The following is a 25,291-nucleotide window of genomic DNA, read 5'->3' on the forward strand; positions in this document are numbered from 1 at the left end:
GCCGCGCTCAGCGCAGCGCCGGCGAAGTCTTCAGCGCACTCACCGAGGCCGCACCCATGGCGGCGCCGAACTTCTTGGCCAGCTTCTCGGCCACGTTGTCGCGGCGCGTGTAGTCGATGACTTCCTCGGCCTTGATCACCTCGCGTGCCACGAAGTCGACGTTGCCCAGCTGGTCGGCCAGGCCGAACTCGACGGCCTGTTCGCCGCTCCAGAACAGGCCGCTGAACAGGCCCGGGGTGTCGAGCTTGAGGCGATCGCCGCGGCCGGCCTTCACCACGTTGATGAACTGCGTGTGGATCTGGTTGAGCATCGACTGGGCATGCGCGCGCTGCGCGTCGTTCATCGGGCTGAACGGATCGAGGAAGCCCTTGTTTTCACCGGCCGTCAGCAGGCGGCGCTCGACGCCGACCTTTTCCATCACGCCGGTGAAGCCGAAGCCGTCCATCAGCACGCCGATGCTGCCGACGATGCTGGCCTTGTCGACGAAGATCTTGTCGGCGGCGGCGGCGATGTAGTACGCCGCCGAGGCGCAGGTTTCTTCGACCACCGCGTAGACCGGCTTCTTGTGCTTGGCCTTCAGGCGCTTGATCTCGTCGTTGATGATGCCGGCCTGCACCGGGCTGCCGCCGGGCGAGTTGATCAGCAGCACCACGCCCTTGGCGCCCTCGTCCTCGAAAGCCGTCTTCATGGCGGCGATCACGAACTCGGCGCTGGCGTCGCCGCCGTTGGCGATCTCGCCCTTGATCTCGACGACGGCCGTGTGGGCCGTGGTCTTGGCGGTGCTGGGCGTGCTGCGCGAGAACGCAAACCAGGCCAGGAACACGAAGAAGGCCAGCCAGCCCAGGCGCACGAAGGTCTTCCAGCGGCGCGTGGCCTTCTGCTCATTCAGGGAGGCGAACGCGAGTTTCTCGAGCGTCGCGCGCTCCCACCCGGGGCGCTGCGTGGGATCTTGGGCCATGGTGCGGGGGCTGTCTTGGGATGTCGTGAGGGGGACGGCCGGCTCCAGCGGTTCGAAACCCTGGGGTTCCCTGCGATTCGGATCGGTCATGTCAGAAGGAAAGAGGTTGGAGGTTCCAGTCAGTATGCCAGTGCACCACGCCGTCTTCTTCACTCAGCGCGATCTTCACGAGCCCGCCGCGGCAGGGCCCGCCCGCGCATTCGCCGGTGTCGGGCTTGTAGACGGCGCCGTGGGTCGCGCACAGCAGCCACTGGCCGCTGTCGTCGAAGAAGCGGTCGGGCTGGAAGTCCATCTCCATCGCCACATGGCTGCAGCGGTTGAGGTACGCATGCGGCAGGCCCTCGAAGCGCACCGCGAAGGCACGGCAGGTTTCGCCGCCGTGGACCACGTCGAAGGGCACGGCGTTGCCGCCCTCGACCAGGTCCGAGGCATTGCACAGCGGGATGCGCGAGTCGCTCATGCCTTGGCCCTCAGGCGTTCTCGAGCAGCCAGGCCTGCAGCTCGGCGATCGACTGCGCCACGTACAGCGGCTTGAATTCGTCGAAGGTGGACGACGCGTGCGCGCCGAAGCCCACGCCCACGCTGGCGCAGCCGGCGTTCTGCGCCAGCTGCAGGTCGTGCGTGGTGTCGCCGATCATCAGCGTGCGCTCGGCCGGCACGTCGAGCTCTTCCATGAGTTCGAGCAGCATGCGCGGATGCGGCTTGCCGAAGGTTTCGTCGGCGGTGCGCGAGGCGTCGAAGCGGTCGCGCAACGCCACCGTCTTCAGGGCCTCGTTGAGGCCGCGGCGCGACTTGCCCGTGGCCACGGCCAGCTTGTGGCCGCGCGCGCGCAGCGCATCGAGCATGGGCAGCACGCCGTCGAACAGCACGAGGTCGTCCTGGTGCTGCAGGAAGTGATAGCGGTAGCGGGCACCGAGCTCGGGGTACTTTTCCTTCGGCACGTCGGGCGCCGCGCGCGCGAGCGCCTCGGCCAGGCCCAGGCCGATCACCCAGGCGGCATCGTCCTCGCTGGGCTTGGCACCGCCGACATCGACCACGGCCGCCTGGATGCAGCGCACGATCAGGCGGGTGGAGTCGTAGAGCGTGCCGTCCCAGTCGAAGGCGATCAGGTCGAAGCGAGGGGAACGAACAGAGCTGGCGGAAGAATCAGTCATGGGCCGTGGGGGTGGGGTGTTGCGCCATCGCCTCGAGCGCCGCACGCGACATCAGCGCATGCAGCTCGGGCGGCAGTCCGGCCTGCAGCGCGATGCGCTCGCCGCTGGCCGGGTGGTTGAATTGCAGCCGCCACGCATGCAGGAACATGCGCTTGAGGCCGAGTTTGTGCAAGGCACGTTGCCGATCGGACTCGCCATATTTGTCGTCGCCGGCAATCGGATGCCCGGCCGAGGCCAGGTGCACGCGGATCTGGTGGGTGCGCCCGGTCTTGATGGTCACCGCCAGCAATGACAGCGGCGTGGCGTCGCCCGGCAGGCTGAGGCGAGCCAGCACGCGCACCAGCGTGACGGCGCGCATGGCGTCGGGGTGGTCCTTGGCGACCACGCGCACGCGGCGTTCGCCGGCACCGGCGCCCGAACCGTCGGGCAGCAGGTACTTGGCCAGCGGCGCGTCGAGCACCTTCTTGTTGGCGGGCCAGTCGCCTTCGACCAGCGCCAGGTAGGTCTTGCCGGTTTCGCGCTCGCGAAACTGGTCCTGCAATGCCACCAGTGCGCTGCGCTTCTTGGCGACCAGCAGGATGCCGGAGGTTTCGCGGTCGAGCCGGTGCACCAGTTCCAGGAACTTGGCGCCCGGACGCGCCGTGCGCAATTGTTCGATCACGCCGAAGCTCACGCCGCTGCCGCCGTGCACCGCGACACCGGCGGGCTTGTCGATGGCCAGCACGGCCTCGTCTTCGAGCAGCACGGGAAACTCGCGCGCCGGCGCGGGCGGCGTGGCGCCCTCTTCGGCGCGCGGCGATATGCGGACCGGCGGAATCCGGACCAAGTCACCGTCTTCGATGCGGGTCTCAGCCTGGGCCCGGCCCTTGTTGATGCGCACTTCGCCCGACCGGATGATCCGGTAGACGTGCGTCTTCGGCACGCCTTTCAGATGGCGAAACAGGAAGTTGTCGAGCCGCTGCCCAGCAGATTCGGCGTCAACGGTCAGGAAGTGGATGGCGGCGTGCGGCGTGCCGGTGTCGGCGCCCGCGGGTCGATCCGCGGGATTTGGAGCCCCCGCGGGGCTTTTCTTCGCACCTATAATGTTTTTCACCAGCGCGGTCGTGTAAGTGCTTGATTAGACAGAAGTTTAGAGCACTGACGACCATGCTGTGAGGTCGATGCCGCTTTGGCGTCCAGCCCGCAAACCCCGCGCAATCGCGCAAAGTGGCAGGCCAGGCACCCAAGTCAAGCCGACACCCACGAAACACCGATACGGAATACCCAGCCTGCAGCTTCCAAGCTGCAGGCGGATCGAAGCGAGTCCCTTGTTGTGTTGATGCTGCTGATTCAAATATGCCTGCGCTGGTCGACCTGGTTTCGACCAGTCGCCTCAGGCATTGAATCGCCCGCAGTGCGCGCCACCCTTGCGCAACCGGCTGTCAAAAAGGCAGCCACCCAACACCGAATCTGGCTCGCGCCCATCCACGCGCCCCCACCCCGGCTGTCTTCTTGAGCTGACGCTCGAGAGGCCTGTTCGCGCCTGGCGCGGCAGTCACAGCATCCGGGGCCAAGCGGCAATTCCCTGGTTTCGCGGGCGTCGTCCGTGCATCGTTGGCTCGTCATGAGCCGGTAGAACGATACATATAAGGACAACGCATCATGAAGCGGATGCTGATCAATGCCACGCAGGCCGAAGAACGCCGCCTGGCCATCGTCGACGGGCAGAAACTGCTCGACTACGAAATCGAAATCGAAGGGCGCGAACAGCGCAAGGGCAACATCTACAAGGCGGTCGTGACCCGCGTCGAGCCGTCGCTCGAAGCCTGTTTCGTCGACTACGGCGAAGACCGCCACGGCTTCCTGCCGTTCAAGGAAATCTCCAAGCAGTACTTCGCCGAAGGCGTGTCGGCCAGCCAGGCCCGCATCCAGGACGTGATCCGTGAAGGCCAGGAACTCACCGTCCAGGTCGAAAAGGAAGAACGCGGCAACAAGGGCGCGGCCCTCACCACCTTCATCTCGCTGGCCGGCCGCTATGTCGTGCTGATGCCCAACAACCCCCGTGGCGGTGGCGTGTCGCGCCGCATCGAGGGCGACGACCGCGCCGAACTCAAGGAGGCGATGGACCAGCTCGAGTACCCGAAGGGCATGAGCATCATCGCGCGCACCGCCGGCATCGGCCGCTCGGCGCCCGAACTCCAGTGGGACCTGAACTACCTGCTCAAGCTGTGGACCGCCATCGACGGCGCGGCCAAGGGCGGCAAGGGCGCCTTCCTGATCTATCAGGAATCGTCGCTCGTCATCCGCGCCATCCGTGATTACTTCAATCACGACATCGGCGACATCCTGATCGACACCGACGACATCTACGACCAGGCGCAGCAGTTCATGGCGCACGTCATGCCCGAGCATGCCGCCCGCGTGAAGCGCTACCGCGACGACGCGGCGCTGTTCAGCCGCTTCCAGATCGAGCACCAGATCGAGTCGGCCTACGCCCGCACCGTGCAGCTGCCTTCGGGCGGCGCCATCGTGATCGACCACACCGAAGCACTGGTGTCGGTGGACGTGAACTCGGCCCGCGCCATCAAGGGCGGCGACATCGAAGAAACCGCCACCCGCACCAACCTCGAAGCCGCCGACGAAGTGGCCCGCCAGATGCGCCTGCGCGACCTGGGCGGCCTGATCGTCATCGACTTCATCGACATGGACGAGTCGAAGAACCGCCGCGAAGTCGAAAGCCGCCTGCGCGACGCGCTCCGGCAAGACCGCGCCCGCGTGCAGTTCGGTTCGATCAGCAAGTTCGGCCTGATGGAAATGAGCCGCCAGCGCCTGAAGCCGGCGCTGTCCGAAGGTTCGTCGATCCCCTGCCCCCGTTGCGGCGGCTCGGGCCACATCCGCGACACCGAATCGAGCGCGCTGCAGATCCTGCGCATCATTCAGGAAGAGTCCATGAAGGACAACACGGCCGCCGTGCATGTGCAGGTGCCCGTGGAAGTCGCTTCGTTCCTGCTGAACGAAAAGCGCCCCGAAATCGCCAAGATCGAGCTCAAGCAGCGCGTCACCGTGCTGATGGTGCCCAACAAGACGCTCGAAACGCCGAACTACAAGCTCGAGCGCCTGAAGCACGACGATCCGCGCCTCGATCACATCGAAGCCAGCTACAAGATGGCCGACGAGATCGAAGACCCGACCTCGGTCACGCGCCGCTCGCAAGAACCCACCAACAAGCAGACGCCGGTCATCAAGGGCGTGCTGCCCGACGCACCCGCGCCCGTGGTGCCGCCCAAGCCCGAAGCGGTGCGCGCTGCGCCCGCGCCCGCACCGGTGGCCCCGCCCGCGGTGGTCGCTCCGGCCCCGGCACAGACCGGCTTCATGGCCTGGATCAAGAGCTTCTTCGGCGGCGCCTCGCCGGCGCCCGCACCGGCACCGGCCCCCAGCGCCATTCCGGTCGAAGCACCGAAGCCCCGCCGCGAAGGCGGTCGTCCGGGCCGTGACGGCGAAACGCGCGGTGCGCGCGGCGCCGACGGCGAACAGCGCCGCGGCGGACGCGGCGGCGAAGGCCGTGGCGAAGGCGGCGGCCGTTCGGGTGGACGCGACGGCGACCGCCGTGGCGGACGCGGCGGCGAGCGCCGTGAAGGCGGCGGTGGCGAACGCCGCGGCGAGGCTCGCAACACCGAGCAGCGCAACGACAGCACCAACCCGGCACGCGAGCAACGCGAGCCCCGTGAAGCACGCGCACCGCGCGACGGCGAACAACGCCGTGGCGGTCGCGGCGAGCGCCGCGAAGGTGGCGAAGGCCGCAACGCGCCGGCCGAAGCCCTGCTCGACGGCAACCTGAACCTCGACGCGCAGCAACAGCAGCCGGCACCCGGCGGCGACGAGAACGGCAATGCCGCAGCGGAACGCGCACCCCGCGCCCGCGGCGAGCGCCGTGAACGTGGCGAGCGTGGTGAACGTGGCGGCGAACGCAACGAGCGCGGTGAGCGCAACGGCGACGCACAGCAGCAACAGCCGCGCGATGAAGCCACCGCCGGCGACAGCGAGCGCCAGCCCCGCAACGGCCGTGGCGACGAGTCGCGCGGCCCGCGCGGTGAGCGCAACGACGGCCGCCGCGAGCGCCGCAACGACGCGCCTGCCGCCAACGAAGGCGACGCACGCGTAGCCGAATCGGCTGCCGCCGGCGATGCCGAGCAAGGCAACAACGAAGGCAACGAGCAGCAAGCCCCCCGCCGCGAAGGCGAAGAGCGCCGCGGCCGTTCGCGCGACCGTTACGGCCGTGACCGCCGCGAACGCGGTCCGCGTGACGACGCCGGCAACGGTGGCAACGAAGCCAACGGCGCAGACGCCGCACCGGTCGCCGAAGGCGCCGTGGCTGCCGAAGGCCAGGCCGAGCGCCAGCCGCAGCAGCAACTGCCGCTGGTGGCGGAAGCCGCTGCAGTGGCCGTGGTCGCCACCGCGGTCGAAGTGCGCGAACCCGCGCCGCAGGTGCAGGAGCAGCCGCGCTTCGAGCGCCCCGCCGCGCCCGCACCGGCACCCGTCGCAGCGCCCATCGTGGTCGAAGCCGCGGCCAAGCCCGCAGCAGCAGCGCCCGCCGGCAACGGCCGCGCACTGCCCAAGGTGCAGGCCTTCGAACTGCCGCTGAACGAACTCGCGCAGATCGCGGAAAGCTCGGGCCTGCAGTGGGTCAACTCGGATGCCGAACGCATCGCGCAGGCGCGCGCCGCGATCGCCGCCGAGCCGAAGCCGGTGCACGTGCCGCGCGAACGCCCGCCGGTGATCGTGCTCGACGAAGGCCCGCTGGTGCTGGTCGAAACCCGCCGCGACCTCGGTTCGATGTCGCTGCCGTTCGAACAGCAACAGCAGCCGCAGGAACAGCAGCGCTCGCTCTGAGCCCTGCCTCCTCGCAAATGAAAACGGCGCCTTCGTGGCGCCGTTTTTTTTTGCTTCGGAATTCAGGCCTGCGGCGGCAGCGCCTCGACGCCGGGCAGGTCCGGCATCTCCAGGATCAGTTGCCCGAAGCGGCAGGCGCACGGCGTCTTGCCGTTCTCGCTCCAGATCAGCGAGAAGTTCACGCTCGGCAGCGGCGGCAGGCCGTAGCGGCCGTCGACGATCTTCATGCCCGGCTCCACCTCTTCGCGCGTGAGCACCGTCACCGCCAGCCCCGCCAGCACCGCCGCGCGAATGCCCTGTGGGCTGGCCGAGGTGAAGACCACGTGCCAGTCGAGCGACGACGCGAGGTCGAGCGCCGACCCGGCCACTTGCCGGTTGACGCACGGCTTCGGAAAGAAGGCCAGCGGCAGCGATGCGCCCTTCGGCGCCTCGAAGGCCTCGGCCGCGGCCCACACCAGTTGCGTGCGCCGCAGGCAGGTGCCCTCCACCACGTCGGGCGGCGACATCACGACCGCGAGGTCGAGCTCGCCGGCGCGGATGGCCGCGCGCAAGTCGGTGTGCATGCTCACGCAGACCTCCATGCGCACGGCCGGGAACCCGCGCGCGAACTGCGAGAGCAGCGGCGGCAGGCGGTCGCCCATGAAGTTGTCCGGCACGCCGAAGCGCACCACGCCCGAGATCGGCGAGGGCTGGAAGCGCCGCGTCATCGCGTCGAGCGTGTCGAGGATCTGCGTCGCGTAGCGCAGGAAATCTTCACCGTCCTCCGTCACCGTGAGACGGCGCGTCGTGCGGTGCAGCAGCGGCCGGCCCACCTGCTCTTCCAGCTTGCGGATCTGGTGGCTGATGGCCGACTGGGTCAGGTGCAGGCGCTCAGCGGCGCGCGTGAAGCCGCCGGTTTCCTTGACGGCCACGAAGGCGCGCAACAGCGTGGGGTCGAAGTCCATGGCGATCCTGGATAAATGATGTTTCCTAATGAATTCTAGGAAATCAAATCATTTCCATCATGAAGAGGGTTTCACCAGAATCGGCCGCTCTGCCTTTTTGGAAACCGTTCGATGTCCCTCTCCCCTGCCGGCAAGAACCGGATCGCCCTGTCCGCGGTCTGCCTGATTGCCCTGATGTTCGGCCTGGAAATCTCCAGCGTGCCGGTCATTCTTCCCACGCTCGAAAAATCACTGCATGGCGACTTCAGCGACATGCAGTGGATCATGAACGCCTACACCATCGCCTGCACCACGGTGCTGATGGCTGCCGGCACGCTGGCCGACCGCTACGGCCGCAAGCGCGTGCTGATCGTCGGCGTGGTGCTGTTCGGCGCCACCTCGCTGGCCTGCGGCATCGCGGGCAACGCGCCGGTGCTGATCGTCAGCCGCTTCCTGCAGGGCCTGGCCGGTGGCGCGATGCTGATCTGCCAGCTCGCGGTGCTCTCGCACCAGTTCCAGGAAGGCAAGGAACGCAGCAAGGCCTTCGCCATCTGGGGCGTGGTGTTCGGCATGGGGCTGGGCTTCGGGCCGATCGTCGGCGGCGCCATCGTCGCGCTGTCGAGCTGGCACTGGGTGTTCCTGGTCCATGTGCCGCTGGCCGTGGTGGCGCTGGCGCTCGTGTGGGGCAGCGTGGAAGAGTCCAGCGACCCCGACGCGAAACGGCTCGACCTGCCCGGCATCGTCACGCTGTCGCTCGCGGTGTTCGGCCTCACGTACTTCATCACGCAGGGGCCGGGCCTCGGGTTCGCGAGCCCTGTGGCCGTGGGCATCCTCGTGGCGACGCTGGCCTGCTTCGCGGTCTTCGTGTGGGTGGAGAAGATCAACCCGCACCCGATGTTCGACTTCTCGGTGTTCCGCATTCGCAATTTCTCGGGCTCGATCGTCGGCTCCATCGGCATGAACTTCAGCTTCTGGCCGTTCATGATCTACCTGCCGATCTACTTCCAGAGCGGCCTGGGCTACGACGCCGTCACGGCCGGCTCGGCGCTGCTGGCCTACACGTTGCCCACGCTCGTGCTGCCGCCGCTGGCCGAGCGCCTGTCGGTGCGCTACCGGCCCGGTGTGGTCATCCCGGCGGGGCTGTTCGTGATCGGCCTGGGCTTCATCGCGATGCGCTGGGGCAGCGGCGTGGCGCATGCGAGCTGGCTCACGTTGCTGCCCGGCTGCCTGCTGGCCGGCATCGGGCTGGGCCTGACGAACACGCCCGTGACCAACACCACCACCGGCTCGGTGTCGAGCGCCCGCGCGGGCATGGCCTCGGGCATGGACATGAGCGCGCGGCTGATCACGCTGGCCGTGAACATCGCGCTGATGGGCTTCCTGTTGCTCGAAGGGATTCACGCGCACCTGAAGAGCGCCCTGTCGGCATCGCTCGATGCAGAGCAGCTGCGCGCGCTGGCCGAGAAAGTCGCGGCGGGCAGCTTCGCGTCGCTGCCCGAGCAGTTCCCGACGCTGGCGCAGGCCGATCCGTCGGGCGCCGCCGTGCACGCGGCGCTGGTGCACAGCTTCGGCTGGGTGATGCTCTACGGTGGGATCGGGGTGTGGGTGTTGGCCGGCGTCAGCCTGCTGATCTTCGGCAATGGCAAGTCGTCGGTGCGAACGGCAGGCCTGGCGACCGCCAAGGAATCCGCGTGCTCCTGAAGCCAGGCCGCACGGCGGACCGGGACAACGCTCAGGGCGTGTTGTCGACCTGCGCCGCGCGCTTCCACGCGTCGGCGGCCTGCGCGTGGTCTTCGCGCGCCTCGGCCAGCTGGGCCAGCGCGAGCCAGGCGCGCCGGTAGAGGTCGGGGTCCTGCAGGCCCAGCCCGGCCTGCGTGAGCAGCTGCTGGGCCTTGCCCCAGAGCTGGCGCTTCATGCAGGCCATGCCGGCGAGGTACTGCAGGTTGGCGTCGCGCGGGTTGTTGCGCTGCGCGCTCTCGATGCGCGCGAGCCAGTCGGCATCCACCGAGTCGAGCCCTGCTTCGAGCGCGCGCGTGAGCTTCACGCGCAGCCCGTCGCCGAGGCCGCGCGGGTTCGCCACCATGCGCTCCCAGGCCGGCAGCAGCCAGCCGCGCGCCAATGCCAGGTCGCCACGCAGCGCGACCATGCGCTGGGCCGCGTGGATGGCCACTTCGGGCATCTGGCGTTCGGCGGAATCGAGTTCGGACCACGCACGCAGCAGCTGTGCCGGGTCGTGCGCGCCGGTCAGCAGCTCGGTTGCGAGGCCGCGCACGATGCTTTGCGCCGCCGCGTCGGAGAAGGCGCGGTGCTTGGCCAGCAGGCGCGCGGTGTCGAGCGCCTCGACCGTGCGGCGGTCCTGGCGCGCGGCCTTGAGCCGCAGCCGCAGCGCCAGCGTGCGACGTTGCGCGCCTTGCGGCAGTTCTTCGAGCCGTGCGAGCGCGGCCGTGGGGTCGCGGTCGTCGAGCGCCCAGCGTGCGGCGCGCAGCTGCACGCCTTCGCGGGTTTCAGGGCTCGCGAGCACGGTGCGGTCGGCGCTTTCGTTGAGGGCCTGCTGCAGATGGGCGTCGCGCGCGGCCTTGTCCTGCAGGGCCTGCGCGCTTTCGGCGGCCAGCAGGTGCGACAGCACACGCACCTGCTGCGCCTGCGGCAGCTCGGCGCCGAGCGCGGCCAGTGTCTTTTCCTGCGTGAGCGCGGCCTGCGCGGCCTTGCGGGCGCGCGAGAAGCGGCCGGCGATCAGCTGCACCATCGCATCGAGCAAGGCGGAGTGCAGCATGCGTTCCTTCTGCTGCAGCCGCCAGTGGCGCGCCTGCGTGGGCAGCGAGAACAGCGCCGCGAGCGCGCGCAACGCAACGTGCAGCAGCACGAAGGTCAGCAGCAGGATCACGAGCACGAGGTTCAGCGAGAGATCGACCCGCCACGGCGGCCAGAACACGGTGATCGTGCCCTGGTTGTTGCCGGCGAACAGCGCCACCGCCGCGGCGACGGCGAACAGCGCGAGGAGCCAGATTGCAGCGCGCATGAGCGGATCAGCGCCCTGCGGCCGCGGTGGTCAGCGCGGCCAGCGTGTCGTCGATGCGCACCGGCTCCGTGCTGCGCACGAGCTGCTGCAGTTGCTGCAGCTGCGTGGCGGCGGCCTGCGTGCGGCGCGAGGCCGGATCGAAATAGCGGTTGAGCGACGCGGTGACCTGGCCCAGTTCGCCACGCGCGGCGTCCATCTGGCGCGACAACAGCGACAGCCGTGCGTTGAGCAGCTTCAGCTTGAGGTTCTCTCGCAGGAAGTACGACTGCTCGGGCGCCAGCAGCACGGCTTCGGGGCTCTCGATGCGGCCCACGCGCACCAGCGAACGGGCCTCGCCGCGGATGGTCAGCAGCACGCGCTGCCACCAGGGCGCATCGGCGGGAATGGGCTCGGGACGCCAGGCGTTGACGCCGTTGCCGCGAACGGCCACCGCATTGAGCGTGGGCAGGTCGTCCACGCTGCGCACCAGTTCGTCGAGCTTCTGCAGGGCTTCGGCACTGTCGGTGCTGGCACTGCTGCGCAGGCGGTCGGCATCGCGCTGCATGGCGCGCTGCACGGGCGCCAGCCGCGGCTGCGCGGCGCGTGCGATGCGCAGGTCGCCGGCCTTGAGCGCGGCGAGCAGCGGCTCGAGGCTGCCCGTGACCTGCGCCTGCTGCAGCGCGAGGCGCACGGCGGATTCGATGTCGATCACCAGGTTCTCGTCGCGCGAACGCGAGAGGCTTTGAATGAGTTCTTCCAGCTGCGAGCGCTGCAGCGCGACTTCGGCCACGCGGGTCTCGATGAGGGCCACGCGGGCGGCGGCGTCACGCACCGTGTCGCTGGCCTGGCGCGCCAGCGTGCGCGCTTCCATCGACTGGGCGGTGGCCTCGGCGCTCTGGCGCGCGAGCTGTTCCTTCATGCCGCCGACCTTCTGCCACAGCGCGATGGTCGACAGCAGCGCGATCAGCGCCACGAGGGCCACGAGGCCCATGCCGATGCGTGCCAGCAGGGTGGCCGCGGCCGCCTGGGCGGCGGGCGTCTGGTGCGGCGCCACCGTGGCGGGCACCTGCACCGGGGCGGCGGAAGGGGGAGAAAGGTCGTCGGACGGGGACGCGGCGCTCATGCGAAGGATTCTATCGACGCGATCAGCGCTTCCCGCAGGGGTGTGCAGACACGCAACGCCCCGAAACCCGCGGCCTGCGCGGCTTCGCCGATGCGTGCATGGGTGGCGATGGCACGCGCGGCCTGCCACGAGGTGCCCGGCATGGCGCGCTGCAGGTTGCCGATGGCCTCCGAGCTGCTGAAGAGCCAGATGCCATATCCGGCGGCAGCTTCGGTCGCGATGCGGCGCTGCGCCTCGTCGAGCGCGGGCGCCAGGCGCCGGTAGGCCACGACGGTATCGCGCACGCCGCCGGCGGCGTCGATCTCGCGGGCCAGCCATTGGCGCCCGGCAGGCTGGCCGGCCTCGTCGCCGCCGCGCACGATGAGCACGCGCACGCCCGGCGACACCTGCCCGTGGGCCAGCGCCCACAGCGCCTCGGAGTCGAAGCGCGTGGCGCCGGGTGGCGGTGCGTCGATGGCGGCGGGTGGCACGCCGGCGCGCAGCAGTGCGCGCTCGGTGCCGGGGCCGGTGGCCCAGAAGCGGCAACCGACAAGGGTCGAGCTGCCCCGGTGCTGGAAGAAGTTGTCGACGGCGGTGGCGCTCACGAACATGAGCGCCGCGTAGTCCGCGAGCCGCGCCCAGGCGGCGCGCAGCGGTTCGACGTCGAGCGCGGGCGCAATGGCGATCAATGGCAGCGCCACGGCCTCGAGACCGGCCGACTGGAAATCACGAACCCACGCCGCCGCTTCGTGCGCCGGCCGCGTGACGATGACAGGCCCCGCGCGCATCGCTCGGCGCCCACCGTGATCAGTGGGCACCGGCGTCGCGCAGCAGCCCGGCGGCGTGCTGGCCGAGGGCATCGGCCCCCGCGAAGTCGCCGGCCTCGGCCTGCGCATGCACGCGCACCAGCGGCGCATCGCCTTCGGGGTCGCCCCAGGCGGCGTCGATGCGCAGCGTGCCGTCGGGCTGGCGGCGCGCATGGGCCGCGAGCGGCATGGAGCAGCTGCCGCCCATCGCGCGGCTCACGGCGCGCTCGGCGGTGGTCGAGAGCCAGTCGCCCTTGTGGGCGAGCGGCGCCAGCAGGTCGATGAGGTCCTGGCGGTCGGCGCGCACCTCGATGCCGAGGGCGCCCTGCCCTGCGGCGGGCAGCATGGTGTCGGGGTCGAAGGCGACGCGGATGCGGTCTTCGAGGCCCAGCCGCTTGAGCCCGGCCGCCGCGAGCACGATGGCGTCGTAGTGGCCTTCGTCGAGCTTGCGCAGGCGGGTGTCGAGGTTGCCGCGCAGCGGTTCGATGCGCAGGTCGGGCCGCTGCGCGCGCAGCAGCACCACGCGGCGCAGGCTGGAGGTGCCGACCACCGCGCCCTGCGGCAGTGCGTCGAGCGAGGCGTAGCGCGGCGACACCAGCGCGTCGCGCGGGTCCTCGCGCTCCAGCACGCAGGCCAGCGTGAAGCCCTCGGGCAGCTCCATCGGCACATCCTTGAGCGAATGCACGGCGATGTCGGCGCGCCCGTCTTCGAGCGCGGCTTCGAGTTCCTTGACGAAGAGGCCCTTGCCGCCGACCTTGCTCAGCGTGCGGTCCAGGATCTGGTCACCACGGGTGGTCATGCCCAGCAGGCTGACGCTGTGGCCTCGTTCTTGCAAAAGCGTTTGCACGTGTTCGGCCTGCCACAGGGCCAGCCGGCTTTCGCGCGTGGCGATCACGATGTTGCTCAAGATCGCTCCCAAAAAAGTACATGGTTTCTGACCTCTGGAATGCTAGCATGTTGCGCCGCAGCAACGGAGGCGGCGCGTCCATTCAAGTCCCCAGGAACAACATCGAATGAAAGCCAGCAAGACTCCTGCATCTCCCGCCAAGCGCCGCCAGACCGAAGACCAGCCATTGATCGACGACATCCGGCTGTTGGGCCGAATCCTCGGCGACGTGATCCGGGAGCAGGAGGGTGACGAAACCTACGCGCTGGTCGAGAAGATCCGCACCCTATCGGTGTCGTTCCGGCGCGACGCCGACCATGCCGCCGACCGCGCGCTGAAGAACCTGCTCAAGGGCCTGAGCGCCGCCGAAACGGTGCGCGTGATCCGCGCCTTCACCTACTTCAGCCACCTGGCCAACCTGGCCGAAGACCGCCACCAGATCCGCCGCCGCACCGAGGCCGAACGCGAAGGCGTGCAGGCCGACGGCGACCTGCAGACCGCCCTGGCCCGCATCCGCAAGGCCGGCATCAAGCCCGACGAGATCGTCGCCTCGCTGGCCCACAGCTACGTGTCGCCCGTGCTCACGGCGCACCCGACCGAAGTGCAGCGCAAGAGCATCCTCGACGCCGAGCGCGCCATCGCCCTGCTGCTGACCACGCGCGACGAGATCAAGCTGCGCCAGAACGCCTATGCGGGCGGAAAAGACGCGCTCTCGCCCATCGAGCTGGCCGACAACGAAACCCAGGTGCGCATCCGCGTCACGCAGATCTGGCAGACGCGCATCCTGCGTTTCTCCAAGCTCACGGTGGCCGACGAGATCGAGAACGCGCTGAGCTACTACGAAGCCACCTTCCTGCGCGAAATTCCGCGCGTGTACGCCGACCTCGAGAAGGCGCTGGTGCAAGGCGGGCAGACGCCCTCGGTCGCGCCCTTCCTGCGCATGGGCCAGTGGATCGGCGGCGACCGCGACGGCAACCCCAACGTCACGGCCGAAACGCTCGAGTACGCGCTGAGCCGCCAGTCGGAACTCGCGCTGCGCCACTACCTCACCGAGGTGCACTACCTGGGTGGCGAGCTGTCGCTGTCGGCCACGCTGGTCGATGTGTCGGTCGAGATGCAGGCGCTGGCCGAGCGTTCGCCCGACACCAATGAGCACCGCAAGGACGAGCCCTACCGCCGCGCCCTCACCGGCGTGTACGCGCGCCTGGCGGCCACGCTGCGCGAACTCAGCGGCGGCGAGGCCGCGCGCCATGCGGTCGCGCCGCAGAACCCGTATGCGAACGCCGAGGAATTCCTGGCCGAGCTGCGCACCATCGAAGAGTCGCTGGTCGAGAAGCACGGCACCGTGCTCGCGGCGCCGCGCCTGCGCCCGCTGATCCGCGCGGTGGAGGTGTTCGGCTTCCACCTGGCCACGGTCGACCTGCGCCAGAGTTCCGACAAGCACGAGGCCGTGATCGCCGAGCTGCTGGCCACCGCGCGCATCGAGCCCTCGTATGCGTCGCTGGCCGAAGAGGCCAAGCAGACGCTGCTGCTCAAGCTGCTCGACGACGCGCGCCCGCTGCGCGTGCCCGACGCCGACTACTCGCCGCTCGCCCGAAGCGAACTGGCCATCTTCGCGGCCGCGCGCACCGCGCGTGCGCGCTACGGCGCGGCGGCCATCCGCCACTACATCATCAGCCACACCGAAACGGTGAGCGACCTGCTCGAGGCGCTGCTGCTGCAGAAGGAAGTGGGCCTGCTGCGCGGCGCGATGGACAGCAACGCGACCTGCGACCTGATCGTGGTGCCGCTGTTCGAAACCATCGAAGACCTGCGCAACGCCGCGCCCATCGTGCGCGCCTTCTACGCGCTGCCGAACATCCAGGCGCTCATCGAACGCTCGGGCGCCGAGCAGGACGTGATGCTGGGCTACTCCGACAGCAACAAGGACGGCGGCATCTTCACCAGCAACTGGGAGCTGTACCGCGCGGGCATCGCGCTGGTGTCGCTGTTCGACGAGCTGAACAAGAAGAAAAAGAACCCCATCCGCCTGCGCATGTTCCATGGCCGCGGCGGCACGGTGGGACGCGGCGGCGGCCCGAGCTACCAGGCCATCCTGGCGCAGCCGCCGGGCACGGTGCGCGGCCAGATCCGCCTCACCGAGCAGGGCGAAGTCATCGGCTCGAAGTACGCCAACCGCGAGATCGGCCGGCGCAACCTCGAGACGCTGGTGGCCGCCACGCTCGAAGCCACGCTGCTGCCGCAGGGCAAGTCGGCACCGGCGAACTTCCTCTCGGCCGCGGGCGAACTCTCGACCGCCAGCATGGCCGCGTACCGCAAGCTCGTGTACGAGACCCCGGGCTTCGGCGACTACTTCTTCGGCTCCACGCCGATCCGCGAGATCGCCGAACTCAACATCGGCTCGCGCCCCGCTTCGCGCAACCCGAGCCACAAGATCGACGACCTGCGCGCCGTGCCATGGAGCTTCAGCTGGGGCCAGTGCCGCCTCACGCTGCCGGGCTGGTTCGGCTTCGGCTCGGGCGTGGAGCAGTTCCTGGCCGCCGCCGGCACCGCCGCGGGCAAGAAGGAGCGCCAGGCGCTGCTGCAGCGCATGTACGTGCAGTGGCCGTTCTTTCGCACGCTGCTGTCGAACATGGACATGGTGCTGGCCAAGAGCGACCTCGCGCTGGCCTCGCGCTATGCCGAACTGGTCACCGACCGCAAGCTGCGCCAGAAGGTGTTCTCGATGATCGAGGCCGAATGGCAACGCACCTCGGACGCGCTCACGCTCATCACGGGCGCCAAGCAGCGGCTCGAAGGCAATGCAGAAATGCAGCGCTCGGTGCGCCACCGCTTCCCCTACATCGACCCGCTGCACCACCTGCAGGTCGAACTGATGCGGCGTTATCGCGCGGGCGACGGCGGCGAGCGGCTGCAGCGCGGCATCCACATCTCGATCAACGGGGTGGCGGCGGGGCTGCGCAACACGGGCTGACCTGCACACAGCCTCCATGGACAAAGGGCGCCTTGTGCGCCCTTTCCTACGTGCGCTGTCGGCAATGAGGTACCTGTAAGGTCATTTAAAAGGGTACGGTCGGGACACGTTCACAGTTCTCGCAATCGCGCGGCAGCTCGAAGTCGTTTCACAGGAGCCCGTTGCAATGTCCGTCCCGCAGTCCCTTTCCCATTCTCAGATCGATTTCGTCGGCAGCGATTTCGAAGCCCTGGCTTCCCACATGCACCACTGTGCACGTGCCCACGGGCGATGGTTCTCGCTGCGAAGCCACATGCAACGTGTGCGCGCGCTCGCTGCGGGTCGCATTGTCACGATGGCCTGCGTGGCCGTGGTGTTGGGCATCGGCCTGTTCGCGGTCACTTGAGCGCCGCTGCCGTCGTCGACCGCCTCCAAGGGCTCAGTCACTACGCCCGGACCCTTCTGCTCGGTCCGCACGACCCGGTAGCCCTCCCGATTCGCGCCGAACTCTTCGGCGCCCAACGTTTCGAACAGCACGGCCACAGCCTGGCCCGTGCCCAGGTGGTGGAAGACGAACACCACCGCGCGCGCGAAGGCGCGCCCTTCTTTCCGCGGGTCGACGAGAACCTCGAGTCGCTGCGCGCCGCCTTCGACTACATCGCGCTGATCTCGCTGAGCGGGCGCTATGTGTCGCCGGCAGCCGAATGGCTGCTCGACAACTTCCACCTCGTCGAGGCGCAGCTCCAGCAGATCCATGACGGCGTGCCGCGCAGTTACTACGCACGCCTGCCCAAGCTCGTCACGCCGCCGCTGGCGGGGCTGCCGCGCGTGTACGGCATTGCGTGGGCCTATGTGGCGCACACCGACAGCGTGCTCAACAAGACGTTGTTCACCGCCTTCCTCAACGCGTATCAGGACATCGACGAGCTCATGCTCGGCGAGCTGTGGGCGCTGCCCACCACCCTGCGCGTGGTGCTGCTCGAAAACCTGCGCCGCGTGGCCGAGCGCATTGCCGAGAACAAGGTCGCGCGCGAGATCGCGCATGCGGCCTGGGACGCGGCGCCGCATCTCTCGGTGCAAGACCTCGACGTGCTCTACCGCGCACTGCAGAGCCACGGCCTGCAGGACAGCTACCTCACGCAGCTGTGGCAGCGCCTGCCCGTCGAGCACGGCGACGACATGCCCGCGCTGGTGCGCTGGACCGAACAGCGCTGCCCCAACGGCCCGGCGCTGATCGGCGACGCGCAGAACGCGCAGGCCGCGGCCAACCTCACGGTCGGCAACATCATCACGACCTTGCGCATGATCGGCCAGGTCGAATGGAGCGACCTCATCGAACCGGTGAGCCGCTCGCTGCGCGTGCTGCGCGAACTGCCGAGCTTTGCGAACGAGAGCGAACTCACGCGCCAGCAGATCACGCATGCAATGGAGCAGGTGGCGCGCAGCACCGAACGGCCCGAGCGCGAAGTGGCGCAGGCCGTGGTCACGCTGGCATCGGGCGCGCCGGCCGACGAAGCCGGTGCCGAGACCGACCGTGCCGACGGCACTGCGGGCTATTACCTCTTCGGCCAGGGCCGGCCCGCGCTGATCGCATCGCTGCAGGCGAACGCAGCGCCGGGCCAGGCCACACGCACCGCGCACACACGCCCCGCGCGCAGCCATCGCGGCTGGCGCCTGCCTGTCTACGTGGGGTCCGTCGCCCTCGGCACTGCGCTGCTGCTGGCCGCCGTGCTGCACAGCCTGCCGCATCGCGGCGACTGGACCACCGTCGCGGCGTTGCTGCTGCTCGCGTGGCCGCTGTCCGAAGCGCTGATTGCACTGGCGCAACGCATCATGGCGGAGTCGGTGCGCGTGCAGGCCCTGCCACGCCTCGATTTCGCGAACGGCATTCCCGAGCGGCACCGCGCGCTCGTCGTCATGCCCACGATGCTGGGCTCGACCGCGAACAACGCCAGGCTCGCGCACCGGCTCGAACTGCATTGGCTCGCCAACCGCGAGCCCCACGCGCAGTTCGCACTGCTGACCGACTGGGCCGACGCTTCGCAAGCGGCGATGCCCGACGACGCGCCCTTGCTCGATGACGCCCAGCAACGCATCGCCGCGCTCAACGCCAAGTACCCGCCAGCGGATGGCACCGCGCCGCGCTTCCTGCTGCTGCACCGCCCGCGCAGCTGGAGCGAGACCGAGCAGCGCTGGATGGGCTGGGAACGCAAGCGCGGCAAGCTCGAAATGCTGATGCGCCTGCTGGCCAGCGGCGACGCCAGCGGATTTCTTCCGCTCGCACCGGGCCAGCAGCTCGCGCCCGGCCGCACGCCCTATGTGCTGACGCTCGACAGCGACACGGGCCTGCCGCCCGGCGCGCTGCGCGACCTCGTGTCGATTGCCGCGCATCCGCTGAACGCGCCCGAGATCGACATGCCGAGCCGGCGCGTGGTCGCGGGCTTCGGCATCCTGCAGCCGCGCATCGTCACGCCGTTCCCGATGCGCAGCGAGCGCTCCTTCTTCCACTGGGTGTTCGCCGGGCAGTGCGGCCTCGACCCGTACGGCAGCGGCGCCTCCGACATCTACCAGGACGTGTTCGGCAGCGGCTCCTTCACCGGCAAGGGCTTGCTCAACGTGCGCGCGGTGCACGCCACGCTGAACGACCGCCTGCCCGACAGCGCCGTGCTGAGCCACGACCTGCTCGAAGGCAGCGTCGCCCGCTGCGCGATGGTGAGCGACGTGGTGCTGGTCGAAGACCATCCGCACCATGCCGGCGTGGCCGCTTCGCGCGTGCACCGCTGGGTGCGCGGCGACTGGCAGCTGCTGCCGCTGATGTGGCGCGCGCGCCGCTTCGGCATCGACGCGCTGGGCCTGTGGAAGATGAGCGACAACCTGCGCCGGTCGCTGGTGGTGCCGGCGTCTTTCGCGCTGCTGGTGCTGGTGATCTTCACGCAGGCCATGCCGCTGGGCTGGGCGCTGGCTGCCGTCGGCGCGGCGCTCACGCTGGGCCCGCTGCTGGGCGCGCTGGCCGGTCTGGTGCCGACACGCCGCGCCATCGAGCTGCGCCACTTCTTCGACGTGGGCGCGGTCGAGCTGCTGCGCGCCCTGGCCGGCGCGGCCTGGCAGTTCGTGCAGCTGGCGGCGCAGACGCGCCTGCTGCTCGACGCGGCCTTCCTCGCCACCTGGCGGCTGGTCGTGAGCCGCAGGCACCTGCTGCAGTGGACGACGGCCGACCAGGCGCAGGCGCAATCGAGCCAGCGCCTGAAGCCCTTCGTGCGCAGCGCGGCCCTCAGCAGCGCGGTGTGCCTGGTGCTGGCCGTGCTCGCCAACTGGAGCGCCTGGCCGGTGCTCGGCCCCCTGCTCTTCGTGCTGTGGTCACTGGCGCCCATCGCGGCCTGGTGGGGCAGCCGTGTCGACGCACACGCCGAAGACCCGCTCGCGCCCGCGCAGCGCAGCTACCTCGAGACGCTGGCGCACGACACCTGGCGCTTCTTCGAGCACGTGGTCGGCCCGGACGACCACCACCTGCCGCCCGACAACCTGCAACTCGAGCCGCAGCCGACCCTCGCGCACCGCACCTCGCCGACCAACATCGGCATGTACCTGCTGGCCACCTGCTGCGCACGCGAGTTCGGCTGGATCGACACACAAGCCCTGCTGGCGCGCCTCACGGCCACGCTCGACACCGTCGACCGCATGCACAAGCACAACGGCCACCTGTTCAACTGGTACGACACGCAGACGCTCAAGCCGCTGCCGCCGGACTATGTGTCCAGCGTGGACAGCGGCAACTTCGCGGGCCACCTCGTGGCCGTGGCGCAGGCCTGCCGCGCCTTCGCGGCGGACGCAAGCTGCCAGCCCCACGAAGCACCCGCACTGGAAGCACTGGCCCGACGCTGCGACGCGCTGCACGACGGCATGGACTTCAGCGGCCTCTACGACGCCAAGCGCCACCTGTTCCACATCGGCCTGCGCGTCGAAGAGAACGTGCTCGACGCGAGCTACTACGACCTGCTGGCCTCCGAGTCGCGCCTGTTGAGCTTCCTGGCGATTGCGAAGGGCGACGTGCCCCGCCGCCACTGGATGGCGCTGGGCCGGCCGTTCCTGCTGGTGGGCTTCCAGCCCAGCCTGAAGTCGTGGTCGGGCTCGATGTTCGAGTACCTGATGCCGGCGCTCGTGATGACGGAGCCCACCGACGGCCTGCTGCAGGTGGCCAACGCCGCGGCCATCGCCGAGCAGCAGGCCTTCGGCCGTGCGCAGAACATGCCGTGGGGCGTGTCCGAGTCGGCCTACTTCGCGCAAGACCATTCGCTGGCGTACCAGTACTCGCCCTTCGGCGTACCGCGCCTGGCGCTGCGGCGCACGCCGCCGACCGACCGCGTGGTGGCGCCCTACGCCAGCCTCATGGCCGCGCCGTTCGCGCCCGAAGCGGCGGTGCGCAACCTCGAACTGCTCGAATCGCTCGGCGCGCGCGGCGAGTTCGGTTTTCACGACGCGATCGACTTCACCACCTCGCGCCAGGCCGAGGGCCAGGACTTCACCGTGGTGCGCAACTTCATGGCGCACCACCAGGGCATGTCGCTGGTGGCGCTGTGCAACGTGCTGCGCGACGACGCGCCGCGCCGCTGGTTCGGCAGCGCCGCGCTGGTGCAGGCGCACGAGTCGCTGCTGCACGAACGCACGCCGCGCCAGATCATCGGCAGCGCCGACCCGCGCACGCCGCCCGAGCCCAGCCAGGCCGAACTGGCGCCGCTGTTCCAGCCGCGCGTGGTCGATCCGACGGGGCCGGGCTTCCAGCCCACGCACCTGCTGTCGAACGGCCGCTACACGGTGGCGCTGCGGGCCAACGGCGCGGGCGTGAGCCGCTGGCGCGCGTTCAACGTGACGCGCTGGCGCGACGATCCGCTGCGCGACAGCTACGGCACTTTCTTCTATGTGCGCGATATCGAAAAAGACGGAGGGCAAGCCGAGCTCACCTCGCTCACCGCCCTGCCCGCGCCCGGCGCCGACTGGCACTACCGCACCCGCTTCCTGGCCGACCAGGTGCAGTTCGATGCGACCGGCCCCGGGCTGCAGGTGCGCACCACGGTGCTCATCAGCCCCGAGGACGACACCGAGCTGCGCCACATCACGCTGCACAACTCGGGCGACGAAACGCGCACGCTCGAACTCATCTCGTACTTCGAGCCGGTGCTGTCGAACCCCAAGGCCGACGAGGCGCATCCGGCCTTTGCCAACCTGTTCGTCGAATCGCGCTGGGAACCGGCATGGCGCGCGCTGCTGCTGTCGCGCAAGCCGCGCCTGCATGGCGATGCGGTGGTGGCCGCGGTGCACTTCGTGGCCTCGGTCGACGCCAACGTGCTGTCGATCGACTGCATGACCGACCGGCGCGCCTTCATCGGCCGCAACCGCACGCTGGCCGACCCCGCGCTCGATGCGCAACCGCTCACGGCCCAGGGCAAGCAGGTGAACGGCCTGGACCCCATCGCCTGCCTGCGCGTGCGCCTGTCGATCGCGCCGGGCACCACCGCGCGCCTGAGCTTCGCCACCGCCGCCGACGAGAGCATCGAGGCGCTGATGCCCTGCATCGACCGCTACCTGCAGCCCATGCACGTGGAGCGCGCCACCCGCATGGCCGCCACGCTGGCGCAGGTGCGGCTGCGCGACCTGAGCATCGCGCCCGCGCAGAACCTGGCGCTGCAGGACCTGACGACCATCCTCACCTACACCACGCCGCGCGTGATGAGCGACCGCGGGCTGATCGACCTGCGCCAGATCTGGCGCTTCGGCATCTCGGGCGACAAGCCCATCGTGCTCGTCTACATCCACTCGATGAACGGCATGGGCCTGATCAACACGCTGCTGCGCGCGCAGCCGTGGTGGGGCTTCGGCGGCGTGGCCTGCGACCTGGTGGTGCTCAACAGCGAACCGAATTCGTACCTCATGCCGCTGCAGCGCGAGATCGAGATGCTGCGCACGCGCGTCGCACAGCAGACGCAGAACAGCTTTCCGCGCAACGACACCGCCGGCTTCTACCTGCTGCGCGACCAGGACGTGGTGCCTTCGGAAAAGGCCGCGCTCTCCAGCCTGGCGCGCGTGGTGTTCACGGCCGACGGCCGCGCGCTCGAAGTGCAGGTGGCGGCGTTGCATGAGGCACGCAGCCCGACGATTGCGGACGACAGCAGCGCGCCGGTGCAGCACCGCACGCCGCTGCTGACGCGGCAGGCCACCTCGTCGAATGTCACCGCAGCCACCGGCGACTTCGACGCCGAGAGCGGCGAGTTCCGCTTCGAGGTCGGTCCCGACCGCCGCACGCCGCGCCCGTGGATCAACGTGATCGCCAACGCCACCTTCGGCTTCCAGGTGTCCGAATGGGGCACCGGCTACACCTGGGCCGGCAACAGCCGCATGCACCAGGTCACGCCGTGGTCGAACGACCCGGTGCAGGACCCGGCCTTCGAGCACTACCTGCTGCAGGACGTGGCGACGCGCGAGATGCTGCCGCTCACGCCCGCCGGTGGCAGCGATGGCGCCACCCGCCACCGCGTGCGGCACGGCCAGGGCTACACCGTCTTCGAATGCCGCCAGGGCGACCTCGCACTCGACACCACCTTCTTCGCGGACCGCGACGAGGCCGTCAAGCTGGTGCACGTGCGCGTGCGCAACGAAGGCGCCGGCCAGCGCCGCCTGCGCGCGCTCGCGATGGTCGAGTGGCAACTGGGCGCCGCGCGCGGCGAACGGCGCACCGTGCATTGCTGGAAGCCCGAAGACCAGCCGGCCGTGTTCGGCCAGCAGCGCGAATCGAGCGCGGGCTTCGGCGGCAGCGCGGCTTTCCTGCTGCTCGCCGGCCTGCAGGGCGCGACCACCGGGGCCACGCAATGGACCTGCGACCGCAGCGAATTCTTTGCCGGCCGCGGCGTCGTCGAAGTGCCCGACACGCTGGCGCGCCGCGCCGGCAGCGGGCTCGATGCCTGCGCGGCGATTGGCGGCGAGTTCGTCGTGGCGGCGGGGGAAACCGCAAGCTTCAGCTTCGTGCTGGGCCACGCGGGCAACGCCGACGCGGCGCTCGAGCTTGCGCGCCGCTGGCGGCAGCGCGACGTGCCCGAGGCGCTGGCGCAGGTGCGCGGCTTCTGGGACGACCTGCTGGGTCGCCTGCAGGTGCGCACGCCCGACCCGCTGTTCGATGCGCTGGTCAACCGCTGGCTCGTGTACCAGACGCTGGCCTGCCGGCTCTGGTCGAAAGCCGGCTTCTACCAGGCCGGCGGCGCCTTCGGTTTTCGCGACCAGCTGCAGGACGCGATGGCCTTCGCGCTCACCGACCCGCCGCGCCTGCGCGCGCAGATCCTGGTGAACGCGGCGCGCCAGTTCCCCGAAGGCGACGTGCAGCACTGGTGGCACATGCCCGGCGGCGCCGGCGTGCGCACGCATTTCTCGGACGACCTGCTGTGGCTGCCGTACGCGTCGGCGCACTACGTCGAGGTGACGGGCGATGCCTCGCTGCTCGACGAAATGGTCGGCTTCATCGAAGGCCCCGGCATTCCCGAGGGCGCCGAAGACGCCTACTACGCGCCGCAGAACAGCGGCCGCATGGCCACCGTGTTCGACCATGGCGCGCGCGCTATCGACCGCAGCCTGAAGACCGGCGTGCACGGCCTGCCGCTGATGGGCACCGGCGACTGGAACGACGGCATGAACCGCGTCGGCCACGAAGGCCGTGGCGAATCGGTGTGGCTCGCGTGGTTCCTGTGCAGCGTGGTCGAGCGCTTCGCGCCCATCGCGCAGGCGCGCGGCGAACACGAACGCGCCGCGCGCTGGACCGAAGCGCGCACGGGCTGGATCGCCGCGCTGCACGACGCCGGCTGGGACGGCGCCTGGTTCCGGCGCGCCTTCTTCGACAACGGTGCGCCGCTGGGTTCGTCGATCAACAGCGAGTGCCGCATCGACCTGATCGCACAGGCCTGGTCGGTGCTCTCGGGCGCCTCGGACGCGACCCACACCGGCCCGGCCATGGCCGCCATCGGCAAGCACCTGCACGACGAACCGGCCGGCCTGCTGCGGCTGCTGGCACCGCCGTTTGCCCAGTCGACCCCCAACCCGGGCTACATCCAGGCCTATCCGCCGGGCGTGCGCGAGAACGGCGGCCAGTACTCGCACGGCGCCGTGTGGGCGCTGATGGCGCAGGCGCTGCAGGGTGACCATGAAGCCGCCTGGCAGAGCTTCGAGGGCCTGAGCCCGGCCCACCGTTCGCAGCACCCCGCGCGCGGCCCGGTCTACGAGCTGGAGCCCTATGTGATGGCGGGCGACGTCTACGGCGCTGCGCCCTATGTGGGCCGGGGCGGCTGGAGCTGGTACACCGGCTCGGCCGCATGGCTGCATCGCGCGGCCGTCGAGACCTTGTTGGGCCTGAACGTGAAGGGCAGGCAGTTGTCGATGACGCCGCATGTGCCCGCGCACTGGCCGGGCTTCGAGCTCGCGCTGCGGCTCGGCCAGCACCGGCTCACGCTGCAGTGGGGCACCGTCGAAGGCGCCGCCGCGCCCACGCACCATGTGGCGGTGGGCGAATGGATCGACTGGCAGGCGCTGCCGGCGGATGCGGTGCTGCGGGTCGCTCAAGCGGCAGGCAAAGGGCAGATGACGGCGTAGGTTATGGTCCGGACCCG

At 69.7% G+C, this 25,291-nt stretch carries 14 protein-coding genes; 5 read left to right on the forward strand and 9 right to left on the reverse strand.

The genetic code is table 11. The features are described from left to right. Positions 1-7: 7 nt before the first annotated feature. The 4 genes from AC57B8_RS00870 to AC57B8_RS00885 are packed head-to-tail and all read right to left on the reverse strand — an operon-like array spanning position 8 to position 3,205. Positions 8-1,048: a S49 family peptidase gene (locus AC57B8_RS00870; RefSeq protein WP_159273190.1), complete on the reverse strand. Its 1,041-nt coding sequence runs from the start codon at positions 1,046-1,048 to the stop codon at positions 8-10. 1 nt (position 1,049) lies between these two features. Further along, complete coding sequence (locus tag AC57B8_RS00875) at positions 1,050-1,418, reverse strand: Rieske (2Fe-2S) protein (RefSeq protein ID WP_070062237.1); 369 nt, start codon at positions 1,416-1,418, stop codon at positions 1,050-1,052. Positions 1,419-1,428: 10 nt separating this feature from the next. Continuing rightward, on the reverse strand, positions 1,429-2,112 hold the full coding sequence (locus tag AC57B8_RS00880) for an HAD-IA family hydrolase (RefSeq protein ID WP_495261033.1): 684 nt from the start codon (positions 2,110-2,112) through the stop codon (positions 1,429-1,431). Next, positions 2,105-3,205: an RluA family pseudouridine synthase gene (locus AC57B8_RS00885; RefSeq protein WP_062475576.1), complete on the reverse strand. Its 1,101-nt coding sequence runs from the start codon at positions 3,203-3,205 to the stop codon at positions 2,105-2,107. Before AC57B8_RS00885 ends, AC57B8_RS00880 begins: the two co-directional genes overlap by 8 nt. Positions 3,206-3,753: 548 nt before the next feature. On the opposite strand from AC57B8_RS00885, the gene AC57B8_RS00890 reads away from it, so the two are divergent. Continuing rightward, positions 3,754-6,981 carry an Rne/Rng family ribonuclease gene (locus AC57B8_RS00890; protein WP_496478349.1) on the forward strand — a complete coding sequence of 1,076 codons (3,228 nt, stop codon included), beginning with the start codon at positions 3,754-3,756 and terminating at the stop codon, positions 6,979-6,981. Positions 6,982-7,043: 62 nt separating this feature from the next. Here AC57B8_RS00890 and AC57B8_RS00895 read toward each other — a convergent pair whose 3' ends face one another. Continuing rightward, complete coding sequence (locus AC57B8_RS00895) at positions 7,044-7,925, reverse strand: LysR family transcriptional regulator (protein WP_307694829.1); 882 nt, start codon at positions 7,923-7,925, stop codon at positions 7,044-7,046. Positions 7,926-8,036: 111 nt separating this feature from the next. Here AC57B8_RS00895 and AC57B8_RS00900 point away from each other — a divergent pair, with 111 nt between their 5' ends. Continuing rightward, positions 8,037-9,605 (forward strand): MFS transporter, encoded by a 1,569-nt coding sequence (locus AC57B8_RS00900; protein WP_496478350.1) that lies wholly within the window; start codon positions 8,037-8,039, stop codon positions 9,603-9,605. Between the two features lie 31 nt (positions 9,606-9,636). Here AC57B8_RS00900 and AC57B8_RS00905 read toward each other — a convergent pair whose 3' ends face one another. Genes AC57B8_RS00905 through hemC form a run of 4 tightly spaced genes read right to left on the reverse strand, consistent with a single transcriptional unit; the run spans position 9,637 to position 13,717 of the window. Next, on the reverse strand, positions 9,637-10,923 hold the full coding sequence (locus tag AC57B8_RS00905; RefSeq protein ID WP_062482750.1) for a heme biosynthesis protein HemY: 1,287 nt from the start codon (positions 10,921-10,923) through the stop codon (positions 9,637-9,639). 7 nt (positions 10,924-10,930) lie between these two features. Continuing rightward, positions 10,931-12,025 carry a uroporphyrinogen-III C-methyltransferase gene (locus AC57B8_RS00910; protein WP_095949583.1) on the reverse strand — a complete coding sequence of 365 codons (1,095 nt, stop codon included), beginning with the start codon at positions 12,023-12,025 and terminating at the stop codon, positions 10,931-10,933. After that, positions 12,022-12,792, reverse strand: a complete 771-nt coding sequence (locus AC57B8_RS00915) for a uroporphyrinogen-III synthase (protein ID WP_496478351.1) — start codon at positions 12,790-12,792, stop codon at positions 12,022-12,024. The genes AC57B8_RS00910 and AC57B8_RS00915 overlap by 4 nt, the downstream gene beginning before the upstream one ends. Before the next feature lie 19 nt (positions 12,793-12,811). Further along, the gene (gene hemC / locus AC57B8_RS00920) at positions 12,812-13,717 is read right to left on the reverse strand and encodes a hydroxymethylbilane synthase (RefSeq protein ID WP_492738919.1); all 906 of its coding nucleotides are present in this window, start codon (positions 13,715-13,717) and stop codon (positions 12,812-12,814) included. Between the two features lie 106 nt (positions 13,718-13,823). On the opposite strand from hemC, the gene ppc reads away from it, so the two are divergent. From ppc to AC57B8_RS00935, 3 genes are all read left to right on the forward strand, one after another. Continuing rightward, a complete protein-coding gene (gene ppc / locus AC57B8_RS00925; RefSeq protein ID WP_307586635.1) occupies positions 13,824-16,670 on the forward strand; it encodes a phosphoenolpyruvate carboxylase in 2,847 nt (948 codons plus the stop codon). A 166-nt stretch (positions 16,671-16,836) separates the two neighbouring features. Further along, complete coding sequence (locus AC57B8_RS00930) at positions 16,837-17,055, forward strand: hypothetical protein (RefSeq protein WP_062474298.1); 219 nt, start codon at positions 16,837-16,839, stop codon at positions 17,053-17,055. Next, a complete protein-coding gene (locus AC57B8_RS00935) occupies positions 17,052-25,274 on the forward strand; it encodes a glycoside hydrolase family 94 protein (RefSeq protein ID WP_496478352.1) in 8,223 nt (2,740 codons plus the stop codon). Before AC57B8_RS00930 ends, AC57B8_RS00935 begins: the two co-directional genes overlap by 4 nt. The last annotated feature ends 17 nt before the right edge of the window (positions 25,275-25,291 follow it).

The sequence above is a fragment of the Variovorax sp. BGA-UO-ETr-C22 genome (assembly GCF_059567965.1).

What these genes read in the sequence shown, in the direction of transcription:
- AC57B8_RS00900 (WP_496478350.1), top strand. Translation starts at nt 8,037, where the DNA reads ATGTCCCTCTCCCCTGCCGGCAAGAACCGGATCGCCCTGTCCGCGGTC.
- AC57B8_RS00905 (WP_062482750.1), bottom strand. Translation starts at nt 10,923, where the DNA reads ATGCGCGCTGCAATCTGGCTCCTCGCGCTGTTCGCCGTCGCCGCGGCG.
- AC57B8_RS00875 (WP_070062237.1), bottom strand. Translation starts at nt 1,418, where the DNA reads ATGAGCGACTCGCGCATCCCGCTGTGCAATGCCTCGGACCTGGTCGAG.
- ppc (WP_307586635.1), top strand. Translation starts at nt 13,824, where the DNA reads ATGAAAGCCAGCAAGACTCCTGCATCTCCCGCCAAGCGCCGCCAGACC.
- AC57B8_RS00895 (WP_307694829.1), bottom strand. Translation starts at nt 7,925, where the DNA reads ATGGACTTCGACCCCACGCTGTTGCGCGCCTTCGTGGCCGTCAAGGAA.
- AC57B8_RS00890 (WP_496478349.1), top strand. Translation starts at nt 3,754, where the DNA reads ATGAAGCGGATGCTGATCAATGCCACGCAGGCCGAAGAACGCCGCCTG.
- AC57B8_RS00880 (WP_495261033.1), bottom strand. Translation starts at nt 2,112, where the DNA reads ATGACTGATTCTTCCGCCAGCTCTGTTCGTTCCCCTCGCTTCGACCTG.
- AC57B8_RS00930 (WP_062474298.1), top strand. Translation starts at nt 16,837, where the DNA reads ATGTCCGTCCCGCAGTCCCTTTCCCATTCTCAGATCGATTTCGTCGGC.
- AC57B8_RS00870 (WP_159273190.1), bottom strand. Translation starts at nt 1,048, where the DNA reads ATGACCGATCCGAATCGCAGGGAACCCCAGGGTTTCGAACCGCTGGAG.
- AC57B8_RS00910 (WP_095949583.1), bottom strand. Translation starts at nt 12,025, where the DNA reads ATGAGCGCCGCGTCCCCGTCCGACGACCTTTCTCCCCCTTCCGCCGCC.
- AC57B8_RS00915 (WP_496478351.1), bottom strand. Translation starts at nt 12,792, where the DNA reads ATGCGCGCGGGGCCTGTCATCGTCACGCGGCCGGCGCACGAAGCGGCG.